The 13,952-nt window shown below is 62.9% G+C and carries 13 protein-coding genes; 11 read left to right on the forward strand and 2 right to left on the reverse strand.

The features are described from left to right. A partial coding sequence (locus tag CGA21_RS29375) for a hypothetical protein (RefSeq protein ID WP_188265649.1) occupies positions 1-184 on the reverse strand: 184 nt, incomplete at its 3' end. Positions 185-789: 605 nt separating this feature from the next. Here CGA21_RS29375 and CGA21_RS29380 point away from each other — a divergent pair. After that, entirely contained in the window at positions 790-1,101 is a 312-nt protein-coding gene (locus CGA21_RS29380; protein WP_110755043.1) for a DUF6124 family protein, read from the forward strand. A gap of 69 nt (positions 1,102-1,170) precedes the next feature. On the opposite strand, the gene CGA21_RS29385 is transcribed toward CGA21_RS29380, so the two are convergent. Continuing rightward, the gene (locus CGA21_RS29385; protein ID WP_188265666.1) at positions 1,171-1,962 is read right to left on the reverse strand and encodes an enoyl-CoA hydratase; all 792 of its coding nucleotides are present in this window, start codon (positions 1,960-1,962) and stop codon (positions 1,171-1,173) included. 135 nt (positions 1,963-2,097) lie between these two features. Here CGA21_RS29385 and CGA21_RS29390 point away from each other — a divergent pair, with 135 nt between their 5' ends. From CGA21_RS29390 to CGA21_RS29435, 10 genes are all read left to right on the forward strand, one after another. Continuing rightward, positions 2,098-2,883: an SDR family oxidoreductase gene (locus tag CGA21_RS29390; protein ID WP_110755042.1), complete on the forward strand. Its 786-nt coding sequence runs from the start codon at positions 2,098-2,100 to the stop codon at positions 2,881-2,883. Positions 2,884-2,939: 56 nt separating this feature from the next. After that, positions 2,940-3,908 carry a bifunctional MaoC family dehydratase N-terminal/OB-fold nucleic acid binding domain-containing protein gene (locus tag CGA21_RS29395; protein WP_188265661.1) on the forward strand — a complete coding sequence of 323 codons (969 nt, stop codon included), beginning with the start codon at positions 2,940-2,942 and terminating at the stop codon, positions 3,906-3,908. 8 nt (positions 3,909-3,916) lie between these two features. Beyond that, entirely contained in the window at positions 3,917-5,050 is a 1,134-nt protein-coding gene (locus tag CGA21_RS29400) for an acyl-CoA dehydrogenase family protein (RefSeq protein WP_188265662.1), read from the forward strand. Beyond that, the gene (locus CGA21_RS29405) at positions 5,022-5,441 is read left to right on the forward strand and encodes a MaoC family dehydratase (RefSeq protein WP_020801275.1); all 420 of its coding nucleotides are present in this window, start codon (positions 5,022-5,024) and stop codon (positions 5,439-5,441) included. The genes CGA21_RS29400 and CGA21_RS29405 overlap by 29 nt, the downstream gene beginning before the upstream one ends. 17 nt (positions 5,442-5,458) lie before the next feature. Beyond that, a complete protein-coding gene (locus tag CGA21_RS29410; protein WP_188265663.1) occupies positions 5,459-6,637 on the forward strand; it encodes a lipid-transfer protein in 1,179 nt (392 codons plus the stop codon). 10 nt (positions 6,638-6,647) lie between these two features. Next, entirely contained in the window at positions 6,648-7,817 is a 1,170-nt protein-coding gene (locus tag CGA21_RS29415) for an acyl-CoA dehydrogenase family protein (protein ID WP_110755038.1), read from the forward strand. 65 nt (positions 7,818-7,882) lie between these two features. Beyond that, positions 7,883-9,088, forward strand: coding sequence for an acyl-CoA dehydrogenase family protein (locus CGA21_RS29420; RefSeq protein WP_188265664.1), 1,206 nt, complete (start codon positions 7,883-7,885; stop codon positions 9,086-9,088). Then, positions 9,085-10,227, forward strand: a complete 1,143-nt coding sequence (locus CGA21_RS29425) for an acyl-CoA dehydrogenase family protein (protein ID WP_188265665.1) — start codon at positions 9,085-9,087, stop codon at positions 10,225-10,227. Before CGA21_RS29420 ends, CGA21_RS29425 begins: the two co-directional genes overlap by 4 nt. 378 nt (positions 10,228-10,605) lie before the next feature. Further along, positions 10,606-12,288, forward strand: coding sequence for a class I adenylate-forming enzyme family protein (locus CGA21_RS29430; RefSeq protein WP_110755035.1), 1,683 nt, complete (start codon positions 10,606-10,608; stop codon positions 12,286-12,288). Between the two features lie 92 nt (positions 12,289-12,380). Further along, positions 12,381-13,763 (forward strand): DUF1329 domain-containing protein, encoded by a 1,383-nt coding sequence (locus CGA21_RS29435; RefSeq protein ID WP_177411684.1) that lies wholly within the window; start codon positions 12,381-12,383, stop codon positions 13,761-13,763. Positions 13,764-13,952 lie beyond the last annotated feature (189 nt).

Raw genomic sequence — 13,952 nt, forward strand, 5'->3', positions numbered from 1 at the left:
CCTTGTTGAGCATCTTCTCGGCGCTGAGGTCTTGTTCGCTGCAGGTGAATTCGATGCGGTAGGTGAAGGGTTGGCTGAGGTGTTCTTCGCCTTCGAAGGCGAGGACGTCGAACACGGCGTCGAACCAACGGATCGCGAACTTGTGGCGGGTGTGGTTGAAGAAGATGCGTGGTTGAGTGCTCATGGTCAGGCCTCCCTGGGCTGGATGGGCATACGGGGAGGATTGGTTTTCCACCCTCGTTGAAGCACTCGAGAGCTTTAATGAATCTGACAAAAGTAGGGGTAGGATGCTTCCGATATACGCGTAGGATGCGTCCGGGATGGCGGTGCGGCGCATCTGTAGGAATATTTGCGTGTTTGACTAAAGGGGGGGCGGGGCAGCATCCCAGCATTTGGAGCGAGGGTTGTTCCGCCTCTATTGTCAGCGTTTTTGCGAGCAATTTGCAGCGTGTTTAAACGCCAGCCAGGTTGCTTCCCGAAAGCCACAGCACCTTGCGCCGTTGCCTACGGTTACGCCAGAATCCGCCGGCTTGTGCGCCTTGGAGTCGCTCGGTAACTTGATCGCCGTCACTGATTTCAGTGATCGGGTTTAGTAGCCCGGCCAAGGTTAAAGCGGTCGCATGAGCATCATCAGTCAGGTATTCGCCTGCACTTGATGGTAGCTGTGCGCATGGCGTCCTCGGGCGCGCCGGTTTTTGCTTACCCTTGCCGGTCTACTAACTTGCGCACAGCTGCCACCCTTTCGTGTAGTAGCGAGATGGTGCGGCCCAACTAATAAGGGAAGCACTCATGATCAAGCCAACACCGAACCCGCCGGACAGCGATCCGGCAACTCCTTCCGACCCCATCCCTTCAGCCGCCGACATCAACGCCACCTCGCGCAAACTCAGCACCATGTTCATCGTCAACCCGGAACTCGACACCGAAACCCTGCTGGCCCACGCCTGTGAGTCACTCGCTTCGGCCAATGTCATGACCCTGGATCTAGCGGATCGCACGCAGGGGGCGAGTCGCAATACCCTGTTGGGTATTGCGCAAGTCATCATGCTGGGGGAGTTGGCGGTGAACCGGGCGCTGGATCGGGTTGATCCGCCGGAATAGAAGCGCAAAGATCGTGGAACGCAAAGCCTGGCTGCTACGGGGGGGATCAGCATTTTCATCCGGGAGATTTCAATTCCCCTCAAACCGCGCCGGCCGCTTGTCGATAAACGCCTGCATGCCTTCCTTCTGATCCCGTGACGCAAACAGCAGCGCATTAGCCTTGCGCTCCAATGCCAGCCCAGCCTCCAGCGGCGCATCCATACCCGCCAGGATCACCTCCTTGATCTGCTCGGCGGCCAGCGCCGGCATCGCCGCGATGACGCGCGCCAGCTCAAGGGCGTGGGCCTGTACCTGGTCATCGTCCACCAGGTCGCTGACCAGTCCGGCCACCCAGGCGTCCTCGGCACTGATGGGTTGCCCGGTAAGCGCCATGCGCATGGCCTTGACCTTGCCCACGGCCCGGACCAGCCGTTGGGTGCCGCCGATGCCGGGCATGATGCCGATACGGATTTCCGGTTGGCAGAAGCGTGCGCTGCGCCCGGCGACGATCAGGTCGGCGTGCATCGCCAGTTCGCAACCACCGCCGTAGGCGTAGCCGCAGACGGCCGCGATCACGGGTTTGGGGCAGTGCTGGATCGGCCCCCAGACCCGTTCGGTGTGGCGCTTGTAGATATCGATGGCGCCGACCCCGGCCATGCTGTTGATGTCGCCGCCAGCGGCGAACACCTTGTCACCGCCGGTCAGGATGATGCAGCGCACCTGGGGATCTATCGCCAACTCACTGAAATGACGCGACAGCAGCGCCTGCAATTCCAGGCTCAAGGCGTTGGTCGCGTGGGGGCGGTTGAGTCGCAGCAGGGCCACGCCGGGCAGTGGGTGTTCGAGCAGAACCGGTGCAGCAGATGAGTCGGACGTGGGCATCTTCGAAGACCAGGCAAGGTGTGAATAATCGCCAGTGTCCTGTTCACGGCGCTGAATTTTCATCGTCCGTTCAGACGTAGTTTGGCTCGCGCATCGTCCCTAGAGTGATCCTTGTCAGTAGAAAAGGAGCACATGATGGAGCTGCATTCGGGTCTTGATTACAGCGGCAAGGTGGTGCTGGTCACCGGTGGCACCAAGGGCATCGGCGCCGGTATCGCGCTGGGATTTCTCGCCGCGAACGCACGGGTGATCATCTGTGCCCGGCGCGAACCTGAGCAGGTGCCGACATTGGCCGGCAAGCGCGCGACCTTCATTGCCGCCGACGTGCGCGACCACGATTCCCTGCAACGCCTGTTCGCCACCATCGAGCGCGACTTCGGCCGCCTCGACGTGGTGATCAACAACGCCGGTGGCAGCCCTGCCACTGACGCGGCCACGGCCTCGCCGAGGTTTCATGAAAGCATCATCAGTCTGAACCTGATCGCCCCGCTCAATGTCGCCCAGCACGCCAACCGGCTGATGCAGGCACAGACCCAGGGCGGTTGCATCGTCTTCATCGGCAGTATCAGTGCGCTGCGTTCCTCGCCAGGCACCGCCGCTTACGGCGCGGCCAAGGCCGGGGTGCTGGCACTGGTGCAATCGCTGGCGGTGGAGTGGGGGCCCAAGGTGCGGGTGGTCACGGTCAGCCCGGGCCTGGTGCTGACCGAACAGGCGCATCTGCACTACGGCTCCGAGGCCGGTATCGCCGCTGTGGCTGCCGGCATTCCGGCGGGCCGCATGGCCGTGGCCGAAGACATCGCCAACGCCTGCCTCTACATCGCATCGCCGCTGGCCGGTTACGCCAGCGGTTGCAACCTGTTGCTGCATGGCGGTGGTGAACGCCCGGCATTTCTCGGTGCCGCGCAGGTGCTGCCCACCTGATCGACCTATTGCGGCGACCGGGTTCGGTGGCCGCCTTCAATGTGAAGGAGACGACTTTGGCTGATCCACAATTGCTATCCAATGTGCGCGCCCTGGTGGGGCGCCAGTACGGCCGCGTGTATGCCTGGGACGAGGTCAATGCCCCGATGATTCGCCAGTGGTGCGAAGTCATGGGCGTGGACAACCCGTTGTACACCGATGCGGGTTTCGCCCTGGGCACATCACATGAGGGCCTGATCGCCCCGCCTGCGATGCTGCAGGTGTGGACCATGGAAGGCCTGCACGCCAACAACTATCCACCTGGCTCCACCGACGAGAACCCTTACGAGGTGCTCAAGGAAATGGAAGCCTACGGCTACGCCTCCACCGTGGCGGTGAACTCCGAACTGAGCTTCACCCGCCCGGTGCGCCTGGGGGAAAAACTCTACTACACCACGCGCCTGGATTCGGTCGGCGATGAGAAAACCACCGCCCTGGGCACTGGTTTCTTCGTCACCCTGGTGATGAGCCATTTCGTCGAAAAAGCCGGTGGCGACGAGCCGGTCGGCGAGTTGCTGTTTCGCGTCTTCAAGTTTCGTGCGGCCAATGCCCAGGCGCCGGCCAAGGTTGAGTCAGCACCGGCCAAGGCCAAGCGCCCGCTGCCGGGCATCAGCGATGACACGCGGTTCTTCTGGGAGGGCTGCGAGCAGGGCCAGTTGCTGATCCAGCGCTGCACGGCGTGCAAGACCTTGCGTCATCCACCGGCACCGGTGTGCATCCAGTGCCACAGCTTCGACTGGGACACTGTGCAGGCCAGCGGCCGCGCCACCTTGTACTCGTTCGTGGTGATGCACTACCCCGAAGTGCCGCCGTTCGATTACCCCAACCCGATCGGCCTGATCGAGCTGGCCGAAGGCGTGCGCCTGATCGCCGGCCTGGTCGGTGTAGAGCGGGACCAGTTGCAGATCGGCCAGCCGTTGCAGGTCGAGTTCCAGACCTTCGATGACCAGCTGACCCTGCCGATGTTTCGGCCGGTAGAGGCATAGGAGCCCCCATGGATTTCGAATTGAGCGAAGACCAGCGCGCCATTGCGCAGATGGCCGACGGCCTGTTTGTCGACCACTGCCATGACGACTACATGCGCCAGTGGGACACCAGCGGCGAGCCGATGATGGCGCCGCTGTGGGCGCTGTGCATCGAGACCGGGTTGCATGCCCTGGCCATCCCCGAAGAGCACGGTGGCAGCGGTCTGGGCATGACCGAACTGATGCTGGTGCTGCAAGCTCAGGGCAAGGCCCTGGCCCAGGTGCCGTTGTGGCGTCATCAATTGGCCGCCGCGACCCTGGCCCGTTTTGATGCTGGCGACAGTGCCGGCTGGGTAGCGAGGGCTGCAACCGGCGAGGCGCTGTTGAGCCTGTCCATGGAGGGCCTGAGTAGCGCGCTGGGTATCGAGTTGCAAGCCTGTCCGTGCGCCGACGGCTGGTCGGTCAACGGCCGGGTCGCGGCCCTGGCATTGGGCGAGCAGTCCCAGGCCGCGTTGGTGTTGGTAGACGTCGACGCGCAGCCACGTTTGCTGCTGCTCGATCTGACGGCGCCCGAGATAAAGCGGGTGCCGGCAGTGATGACCCACGGCGAAGCGGCGGCCGACCTGCACATCCAGGGCTTGACCGTAAACGCGGCGGCGCTGTTGCCGGTCGAGGCAGTCGCCTGGCTGGAGCTGCGCAGCGTGGCGGCCTTGGCGGCCCTGCAACTGGGGGTCAGCGAAGAGCAGATCCGCCGCACCGTGGCCTATGTCAGCGAGCGCCGGCAGTTCGAGCGCGTCATCGGCAGCTTTCAGGCGGTGCAAATGAGCATGGCCGACACCCATATCGCCGTCGAAGCCTTGCGCACCGCGCTCTGGCAGTTGGCTTTCCGCATCGATGCCGGCATGCCAGCGCCTTCCGAAGCCCTGGCCACTGCCTGGCTGGCCTGTGAAGCGGGGCACCGCATCGGCCACACCGCCCAACACGTGCATGGCGGTATCGGCGTCGACCTGACGTACCCGATCCACCGTTTTCTCTACTGGAGTCGCGGCCTGTCCCTTGCCCTGGGTGGCTCGGCAGCCAATCTGGAACGCCTGGGCGACTGGCTCAACGATAACGACAAGCTGGGATGGAAATATGACCTCGAAGAACACCAAGCGCTTTGACGACGTGCGCCCCGGCGAAGTACTGCCGGAGCTCGCGGTGCCGATTACCGTGACCCTGATCAACGGCGGCGCGATCGCCACCCGTGACTACTTCCCCGGGCACCACGACGCTGAGGCGGCCCGTGCCTTGGGTTCGCCCCATGTGTTCATGAACATCCTCACCACCAATGGGTTGGTGCAGCGGTTCATCGAGCAATGGGCCGGGCCTTTGGCGCAATTCACCGCATTGAAAATCAAGCTCGGCGCGCCGAATTATCCCGGCGACTGCATGACCTTCAGCGGCAGCGTCAGCGCACTCGATGCCGACACCCGCGCGGTGGAAATCACCTTGAGCGGCAAAAATTCCATGGGCAACCACGTGACCGGCACGGTCGCGCTGGTCCTGCCCTGACAGCCGGAGAGACACAGATGACTGATTCATCGATTTCCGGGCGCGCCGCGATCGTTGGCCTCGGCGCGACCGAATTTTCCAAGAACTCCGGACGCACCGAATTGCGCCTGGCCCTGGAGGCCACCTTGAGCGCGCTCAAGGATGCCGGCATCGACCCAAGCGAGGTCGAGGGTTTCAGCTCTTACTCGGTGGACAAGGTCCCGGAGTACGAAATCGCTCGTCTGCTGGGGTGCAAGAACGTCAAGTTCTTCTCCCAGGTGCCCCACGGCGGCGGCGCCGCCTGCGGGCCGGTGATGCACGCGGCGATGGCGGTGGCCACCGGCGTGGCGAAAGTGGTGGTGGTGTATCGGGCCATGAACGAGCGTTCCTGGTATCGCTTCGGCACTGGCAACTATGGCTTTGCATCATCGCCGATATTCGACAACGTCAACTACGGCTGGTACATGCCCCACGGCTTCCATACACCAGCCGCCTGGGTCGGGATGTTCGCCCAGCGCTACATGCACACCTATGGCGCCACCTCCGAAGATTTCGGCCGTGTCGCGGTGGCGGCGCGTGATTTCGCTGCGACCAATCCCCAGGCGTTTTTCCACGGCAAGCCGATCACCCTGGAAGAACACCAGGCCTCGCGCTGGATCTGCGAACCGCTGCACCTGCTCGACTGCTGCCAGGAATCCGATGGCGCCGTGGCGATGATCATCACCTCGGCCGAGCGCGCCCGTGACCTGCGGCAGAAGCCGGTGACCATCAAGGCCGGTTCCCAGGGCATCAGCCATGGCCAGCAGAGCATGACTTCGTTCTACCGCGACGACATCACCGGGCTGCCGGAAATGGGCGTGGTCGCCCGCGAGCTGTATCGCCAGTCGGGCCTGGGCCCAGACGCGTTCCAGACCGCGGTGATCTACGACCACTTCACCCCGTTCGTGTTGCCGCAGCTGGAAGAGTTCGGCTTCGTCAAGCGCGGCGAAGCCAAGGAATTCATCCGCGCCGGGCACCATGCCCGTGGCGGCAAACTGCCGATCAACACCCACGGCGGGCAACTGGGCGAAGCCTATATCCACGGCATGAACGGCATCGCCGAAGCGGTACGCCAGGTGCGTGGCACGGCGGTCAACCAGGTGGCGGATGTACAGAACGTGCTGGTTACCGCCGGCACCGGCGTACCCACCAGCGGCCTGATTCTCGGCACAGCCTAAGGAGCAGCAGATGTTCGTCGACCTCACTCCCGAACAACATGCCCTGCGCCACAAGGTGCGGGACTATTTCCAGGCCCTGATGACCCCGGACATGCGCGCGCAGTTGCGCGGCAAGGAAGGCGGCGAGCTGTTTCGCCAGACCATCCGCCAGATGGGCCGCGACGGCTGGCTCGCGGTTGGCTGGCCCAAGGCCCATGGCGGCCAGGGCTATGCCGCCACCGAACAGCTGATCTTCTTCGAAGAAGCCAATATCGCCGGGGCGCCACTGCCGTTCGTGACCATCAGCACCGTCGGCCCGGCCTTGATGGCCCATGGCAGCGAGCTGCAGAAAGAACGCTTCCTGCCAGGGATCGCCGCGGGCGAAATCATGTTCGCCATTGGTTATTCCGAACCCGATGCCGGCAGCGATCTGGCGGTGTTGAAAACCAGTGCCCGCCAGGACGATGAAGGTTTCCTGGTCAATGGCAACAAGCTGTGGACCTCGGGTGCCGAATCGGCCGATTTCGTCTGGCTGGCGGCCCGTACCGATCCGACCCAGGCGCGGCACAAAGGCATTTCGCTGCTGATCGTCGATACCACGACGCCGGGCTTCTCCCACACCCTGATCCATACCGTCGGCACTCCGACGGCGGCCACTTACTACGACAACGTGCGGGTACCCAACGAGATGCTGGTGGGTGAGTTGCACGGTGGCTGGAAACTCATCACTTCGCAGTTGAACCACGAGCGCCTCGGCTTGGGTACCTGGTCGGACAAGGTCGTGGCGCTGTTTCGCAGGGTTTACCTGTGGGCGCGGGCCCGCGATGAACAGGGCCGTCGGGCGATGGACAAAGCCTGGGTGCGCAGCTCGCTGGCCGAGTGTTACGCGCGCCTGGAGGCGATGCGCCTGATCAACATGCGCATTGCCGCCGACCTCGAGCTCGACCGCATGAGCGTCGCGCTGAGTTCGACCACCAAGGTGTTTGGCTCGGAGTCGGCCATCGAGATCCTGCGCAAGCTGGCGGCGATCGTCGGTGCCAATGGTTCGATGCGCAGCGGTTCGGCGGCGACGCTGTTAGAGGGTGACCTGGAGTATGAATTGCGCTCTGCAACGACCCTGACCTTCGGTGGTGGCACCAATGAAATCCAGCGCGAACTGATCGCCCAGTTTGGCCTCGGCATGCCGCGCACCCAACGCTGACGCTCGTCCATCAACAACAAGAACCGCACTCGCCCCGGATCCGGGGCGGGTCGAAGGGGACTTTCATGAGCACTATCGAGCAATTTCGCCAGGACACCCGCGCCTGGCTGGAGGCCAACTGTCCGCTGTCGATGCGCACCGGCATGGCTGAAGGCGATGTGGTGTGGGGCAGCCAGAACCCGCAGTTTCCCTGCGAAGACGCCCGCCTGTGGTTCGAGCGCATGCGCGACAAACGCTGGTTCTGCCCCGAGTGGCCCGAGGAATATGGCGGCGCCGGCCTGAGCGACGAACAACTGGCGGTGCTGGAAAGCGAGATGCGCCGTATCAAGTGCCGGCCGCCGCAGATCAACCTCGGCATCTGGATGCTCGGGCCGGTATTGCTGGCCTATGGCAGTGAGCAACAGAAACGCGACCTGCTGCCGCCGATTGCCCGCGGTGAAGTGCGCTGGTGCCAAGGTTTCTCCGAGCCGAACGCCGGTTCCGACCTGGCCAGCCTGAAAATGGCTGCGCGCGATGCCGGTGACCACTTCGTGGTGGACGGCAGCAAGATCTGGACCTCCTACGGCGACAAATCCGACTGGATGTATGCCCTGGTGCGCACTGACTTCAACGTGCCGAAACACGAAGGCATCAGCCTGATCGTGCTGGACATGCGCAGCCCCGGGGTCAAGCCACAACCGATCGATTTGATCAGCGGCAAGTCGGCGTTCTGCCAGGTGTTCTTCGACAGCGTCAAGGTGCCCAAGAGCCAGTTGATCGGGCCGCTCAATGGCGGCTGGAACCTGGCCAAGTACCTGTTGCAGCACGAACGCAAGGCGATGTCGAAATTCGGCGAGTTCAGCTTGCCGTCTCACGTCGACCTGCTGGCGCTGATGCGCCAATACGTGCCGGCGCCACAGACCCAGGGTGAGCATGCCTTGCAGGCGCGGGCGACGGCCTGCGCGATGAATGAGCATGCCTACAACCTGACCGTTCAGCGCATGGGTGAAGAAGCGCGGGCCGGCGATGACATCGGCGGCCTGATGTCGATCATGAAGCTTACGCACACTGAACAGGAGCGCGACAAGTTCGAAGTGCTGCTCGATGCCATGGCCGGGCATGCCTTCGGCTGGGACAGTCCGGCGTTCAGCGAGCAGCAACTGGCGGTCACCCGTTCCTGGTTGAACAGTTATGCGCTGACCATCTCCGGCGGGTCCTCGGAGGTCCAACTCAACGTCATCGCCAAGCGCGTGCTGGGCTTGCCCGACGCTAAAAAAGGAGTCACCCCATGAGCCTGCGTTACAACGATGACCAGCGTTTGCTGGCCGACAGCGCCCGGGACTTTCTCGCTGCCCGCAGTCCGGTGAGTGCCCAGCGTCGGTTGCGGGATGAGGCGGTGGCCCTGGGTTTTGAGCCGCAGCTGTGGCGTGACGCGGTAGAGTTGGGTTGGAGCGCGATTGCGTTTCCCGAAGAGTTCGGTGGCCTGGATTTCGGTTGCAAGGGTTTGGGGCCGATTTTCGAATCCATGGGCCGCAATCTGTCTGCCACGCCGCTGTTGTCCAGCGTGGTGCTGGGCGGCTCGCTGGTGCAACTGGCGGGCAATGCGGCGCAAAAGGCGCAGTGGTTGCCAGCGCTGATCGGTGGTGAGCAGCGCCTGGCCCTGGCAGTGGACGAACGCTCGCGCCACGACCCGAGCCGCATTGCCCTTGAGGCCAAGGCCGAAGGGCAGGGCTATCGCTTGCACGGCGACAAGTTCTGGGTGGTCGATGGCCTGGGTGCCGATGCCTACGCGGTGGCGGCGCGCACGTCCGGGCAGCCAGGTGAGACGCAAGGCATCAGCCTGTTCCTGGTGCCGGCCGATACGCCGGGCTTGATGGTCAGCGCCTTGCCGCAGATCGATTCGCGCAACAGCGCACGCTTGCAACTGGATCAGGTGCAATTGGGCAGTGACGCGCTGCTGGGCAGCCTGGGAGAGGGCTGGGCCTTGCTGGAAACAGCACTGGACCGGGGTCGCACCTGCCTCGCGGCGGAGCTGTTGGGGATGGCCGAGCAGCTGTTCGAAACCACCTTGGAGTACCTCAAGACCCGTGTGCAGTTCGACACGCAGATTGGCACCTTCCAGGTCCTGCAACATCGCGCCGCGCAGATGTACATCGACCTGGCGCTGAGCCGCAGCGCCCTGATGGCCGCGCTGGCGACCCTGGATGACACCGGCCTCGAACCTCGGGCCCGCGCTCGACTGGTCAGCCTGGCGAAATGGAAAGCCGGCGACACGGCGATCAAGGTCGCCAACGAAGCGGTACAGATGCACGGCGGCATCGGCGTCACCGACGAGCTGGATGTCGGCCTGTACCTCAAGCGCGTGCGCGTTGCGCAGAGCTGCCTGGGTGACCGGGATTTCCATTGCGAACGCTATTCGACCAACGCGTAAACCCCCTGTGGGAGCGAGCCTGCTCGCGAAGGCGGAGTACCAGGCCATGAGGATGTTGAATGTGCCGGCCCCTTCGCGAGCAGGCTCGCTCCCACAAGGATTGCGGGTGTCCCCGACACCTGTACACCACACAAAACCCCTGTGGGAGCGGGCTTGCCCGCGAAGGCGGAGCACCAGGCCATGAGGATGTTGAATGTGCCGGCCCCTTCGCGGGCAAGCCCGCTCCCACAAGGGATCGCGGGTGTACCGCAGACCTGCATGCGACACAACACCCCCTGTGGGAGCGGGCTTGCCCGCGAAGGCGGAGTGTCAGGCGATGAAGATGTTGAATGCCGAACCGCGCCCACAGGTCCTTCGCCCGTTCTGGAGAAAACAAAAATGAGCATTGAACGCTGGCAAACCGCGTGGCGCGACCTGATCGCCCCCGGCTCGCCCTTTGAAGTGGTGACGCCCGATGACGGCGCTCCACGCTACTTCCGTCACGCCCCCCACGACCTGCTGCAAGTCATCGACGCCGGTCGAGTCCACGGCGATCGCGAATTTCTGATGTGGCAATCGCAACGCCTGACCTTCAACCAATACTTCGACCAGGTCGACCGCCTGGCCGGGCAGATGGTTGCCAATTTTGGAGTGCAACCGGGCGATCGGGTAGCGATTGCCATGCGCAACCAGCCGGCATGGCTGGTGGCCTTCGCGGCGACCCAGCGCTGCGGCGCGGTGTGTGTGCCACTCAACAGTTGGGGCCTGCGCGACGAGTTGCAATACGCGTTGCAGGACAGCGGTTCGCGCCTGCTGCTGTGCGACGAAGCGCGCCTCAATACCCTGCGTGAAGACCTGGCCCGCGAGCAGCGCGCCACGATCGTCGTCGGGGCTGAGGATCCTGCCTTGCCCGAGTACTGCCTGCGTTTCGAGGACTTGATCAGCGCCCCCGCACATCCTGTACCAACGCTGGAAATAGATCCTGGCGCACCAGCGCTGATCCTCTACACCTCCGGCACCACCAGCCGCGCCAAGGGCGTCGTGTCCAGTCACCGGGCAATCTGCCAGGCGCTGTTTGCCCTGGATTTCCAGGGCGCGTTTTGCGCCATGAGTTCGCCCCAGCGTATCGGTGTGGTGATCAACAGCGGTTATCCACCCACCACGCTGGCGGCTGTTCCGCTGTTCCATGTCAGCGGCTTGCATGCGCAGTTTTTGTCGGCATTGCGCGGCGGTCGACGCTTGATGCTGATGTACAAGTGGGATGTCGAACGCGCGATCGACCTGATTCGCGACGAGCGCTGCACCCAGTTCAACGGTGCCCCGGTGATGATGCAGCAATTGCTCGCCTCGCCGCGCTTTGGCAGTGAGCAGACCGCCAGCCTGTTCGGTCTGGGCCTGGGCGGCGGCGCATCGTCCGCCAACGTGCTCGACGACATGCTCAAGATCAAGCCCGACGTCATCGGCGGAGCCGGCTACGGCCTGACCGAAAGCAACGGCATCGGCGCGGCGATTGGTGGTGATCCGTTTGTCTACAAGCCGGCGACAGCAGGTTGGGCATTGCCGATTGTCGACATCCGCATCGGTGACAGCCCCGAGCAGCCGCAGCCGGCGGGCACTCGCGGGGTGATCTGGTTGCGTTCGCCAACCTTGATGAGCGCCTACTGGAACCTGCCCGAGGCCACTGCGCAAAGCCTGCGCGACGGTTGGCTCGATACCGGCGACATCGGTTACCTCGACGATGAGGGTTTCCTCAGCATTACCGGCCGGGTCAAGGAGTTGATCAACCGCGGTGGCGAAAAGATCTCCGCCGCCGAAGTTGAAACCTGCGTCCTCGATATGCCCGGTGTCCTGGAAGCGGCTGCATTCGCCATCGCCGACCCGCTGCTGGGTGAGACGGTGGGGCTGGCCGTGCATGGCCAGGCATCGACGCTGCCCCAAGCGGCGCAGATCTGCGCATTCATTGCCGAGCGCCTGGCCGCTTACAAAGTGCCGACACAGGTCTACCGGGTACTCGAACCCTTGCCCCGCAATGCCACCGGCAAGGTGCTCAAGGCACAGCTGCAAGAAAAACTGCACGCATAACGCCGCCTTAGTCTTTCCGGACGATGTTGGGGCCGGCAGAACGCGAACAATGGGTACACACCACAAAGCCTTATCAGCGAAGGAGGCATTACATGAAAATAACAAGAACAGGTCTCATGCTCGCGGTCGCAGTCACAGCCAATATCGGGCTGATGGGTTCTGCGCTCGCCGAGGTGTCACCTCAGGAAGCCGCCAAACTGGGCAAGGAACTGACCTGTGTCGGCGCCGAGCAAGCAGGCAACGCCGAGGGCACCATTCCGCCGTACACCGGCAAGTACCTGGGTGAAGTGCCAGGCTGGAATCATGTGAAGTTCTCCGGCGACCAACCGGTAGACCCCTATGCTGCGGAGAAGCCGATCCTGGTGATCACTGCGCAGAACATGAGCCAGTACGAGTCGCACCTGACGGAAGGGCAGAAGACCCTGCTGAAGAAATACCCGACCACCTACAAGATGAATATTTATCCAGGCCACCGGGATTTCCGCTACCCCGATTACGTCTGCCGCCGCGCGATGGACAACGCGTTGCACGCCAAGCTGGTCAACAACGGCGACGGCTTCACCGGGATTGGCCAGGTGCCGTTCCCGATCCCTAAAAGCGGCGTGGAAGTGTTGTGGAACCACCAACTGCCAGCCCGTGCCTACACGGAAGAAAAGACCTCCGACCTGGCGTCGGTCCTGCCCAACGGCAACATTGGCTGGGGGCGTGCCTACGCGCGTAACCTGTCGTTGGCCAACTCACCCACCGTCGATTCCCGCACGGAAGACAAGCTCTCGGCCCTAAGCAACAACATGACCCTGAAACCGGCCCGGGACAACGGTAACCTCAGTATTGCCCATGAACCCTACAACTATGGCACCGATGCGCGTCAGGCCTGGTCCTACAGCCCATCGACCCGACGTGTACGGCAATTGCCGGGTTATGGTTACGATCAGCCGATGATCGGCACCAACGGCACCATGACCGTCGACGAGGACCGCTTGTTCAACGGCTCACCGGAGCGCTTCTCCTGGAAGCTGATCGGCAAGCGCGAGATCTACAGCCCGGCCAACGCATTCAAGCCTAATACCGGGACGGTCAAGTACGCCGACATCCTCACACCGAATCATCCCAACCCGGACTTCATGCGTTACGAGTTGCGCCGTGTATGGGTGGTGGAAGCCAACTTGAAGGAAGGCTTCCGTCATGTCTACGGCAAGCGTGTGCTGTTCATCGATGAAGATACCTGGAACGCCGTCATGGCCGACAACTACGATGCCCGTGGGCAGCTGTGGAAGCACGCCATGATCAACTACTACTACCACCCTGACATGAGCGGCTGGCAGGCCGGTTCGCAGTTCTTCATGGACCTGAACTCCGGCCAGTACACCGGCTATGGCATGACCAACGAATCGAAGAAAGGCCCGATTCTCAACGAAGGCAAATTCACCCCGGACCAGTACACCGCGGATGCGGCGCGGGCGATCGGGCGCTGAGCCCTGGGTCGTTGCAATGACAAAAGCCCTATCGCATTGCGATAGGGCTTTTTTTTACCCTCTGCTTCGTCCTGAATAAGGTTTACACCTTCTGGCTTCTTATCAGGAAGGTGCAATGGATACGGGCACAAAACGCAGTCAACGAGATTACACACTGACTTTTAAATTGTCGGTCGTCGATCAAGTCGA

The sequence above is a fragment of the Pseudomonas sp. PSB11 genome (genome assembly GCF_014596605.1).
In the GTDB taxonomy this organism is placed as follows: domain Bacteria; phylum Pseudomonadota; class Gammaproteobacteria; order Pseudomonadales; family Pseudomonadaceae; genus Aquipseudomonas; species Aquipseudomonas umsongensis.

What these genes read in the sequence shown, in the direction of transcription:
- CGA21_RS29430 (WP_110755035.1), top strand. Translation starts at nt 10,606, where the DNA reads ATGAGCATTGAACGCTGGCAAACCGCGTGGCGCGACCTGATCGCCCCC.
- CGA21_RS29390 (WP_110755042.1), top strand. Translation starts at nt 2,098, where the DNA reads ATGGAGCTGCATTCGGGTCTTGATTACAGCGGCAAGGTGGTGCTGGTC.
- CGA21_RS29415 (WP_110755038.1), top strand. Translation starts at nt 6,648, where the DNA reads ATGTTCGTCGACCTCACTCCCGAACAACATGCCCTGCGCCACAAGGTG.
- CGA21_RS29400 (WP_188265662.1), top strand. Translation starts at nt 3,917, where the DNA reads ATGGATTTCGAATTGAGCGAAGACCAGCGCGCCATTGCGCAGATGGCC.
- CGA21_RS29385 (WP_188265666.1), bottom strand. Translation starts at nt 1,962, where the DNA reads ATGCCCACGTCCGACTCATCTGCTGCACCGGTTCTGCTCGAACACCCA.
- CGA21_RS29420 (WP_188265664.1), top strand. Translation starts at nt 7,883, where the DNA reads ATGAGCACTATCGAGCAATTTCGCCAGGACACCCGCGCCTGGCTGGAG.
- CGA21_RS29435 (WP_177411684.1), top strand. Translation starts at nt 12,381, where the DNA reads ATGAAAATAACAAGAACAGGTCTCATGCTCGCGGTCGCAGTCACAGCC.
- CGA21_RS29425 (WP_188265665.1), top strand. Translation starts at nt 9,085, where the DNA reads ATGAGCCTGCGTTACAACGATGACCAGCGTTTGCTGGCCGACAGCGCC.
- CGA21_RS29380 (WP_110755043.1), top strand. Translation starts at nt 790, where the DNA reads ATGATCAAGCCAACACCGAACCCGCCGGACAGCGATCCGGCAACTCCT.
- CGA21_RS29405 (WP_020801275.1), top strand. Translation starts at nt 5,022, where the DNA reads ATGACCTCGAAGAACACCAAGCGCTTTGACGACGTGCGCCCCGGCGAA.
- CGA21_RS29410 (WP_188265663.1), top strand. Translation starts at nt 5,459, where the DNA reads ATGACTGATTCATCGATTTCCGGGCGCGCCGCGATCGTTGGCCTCGGC.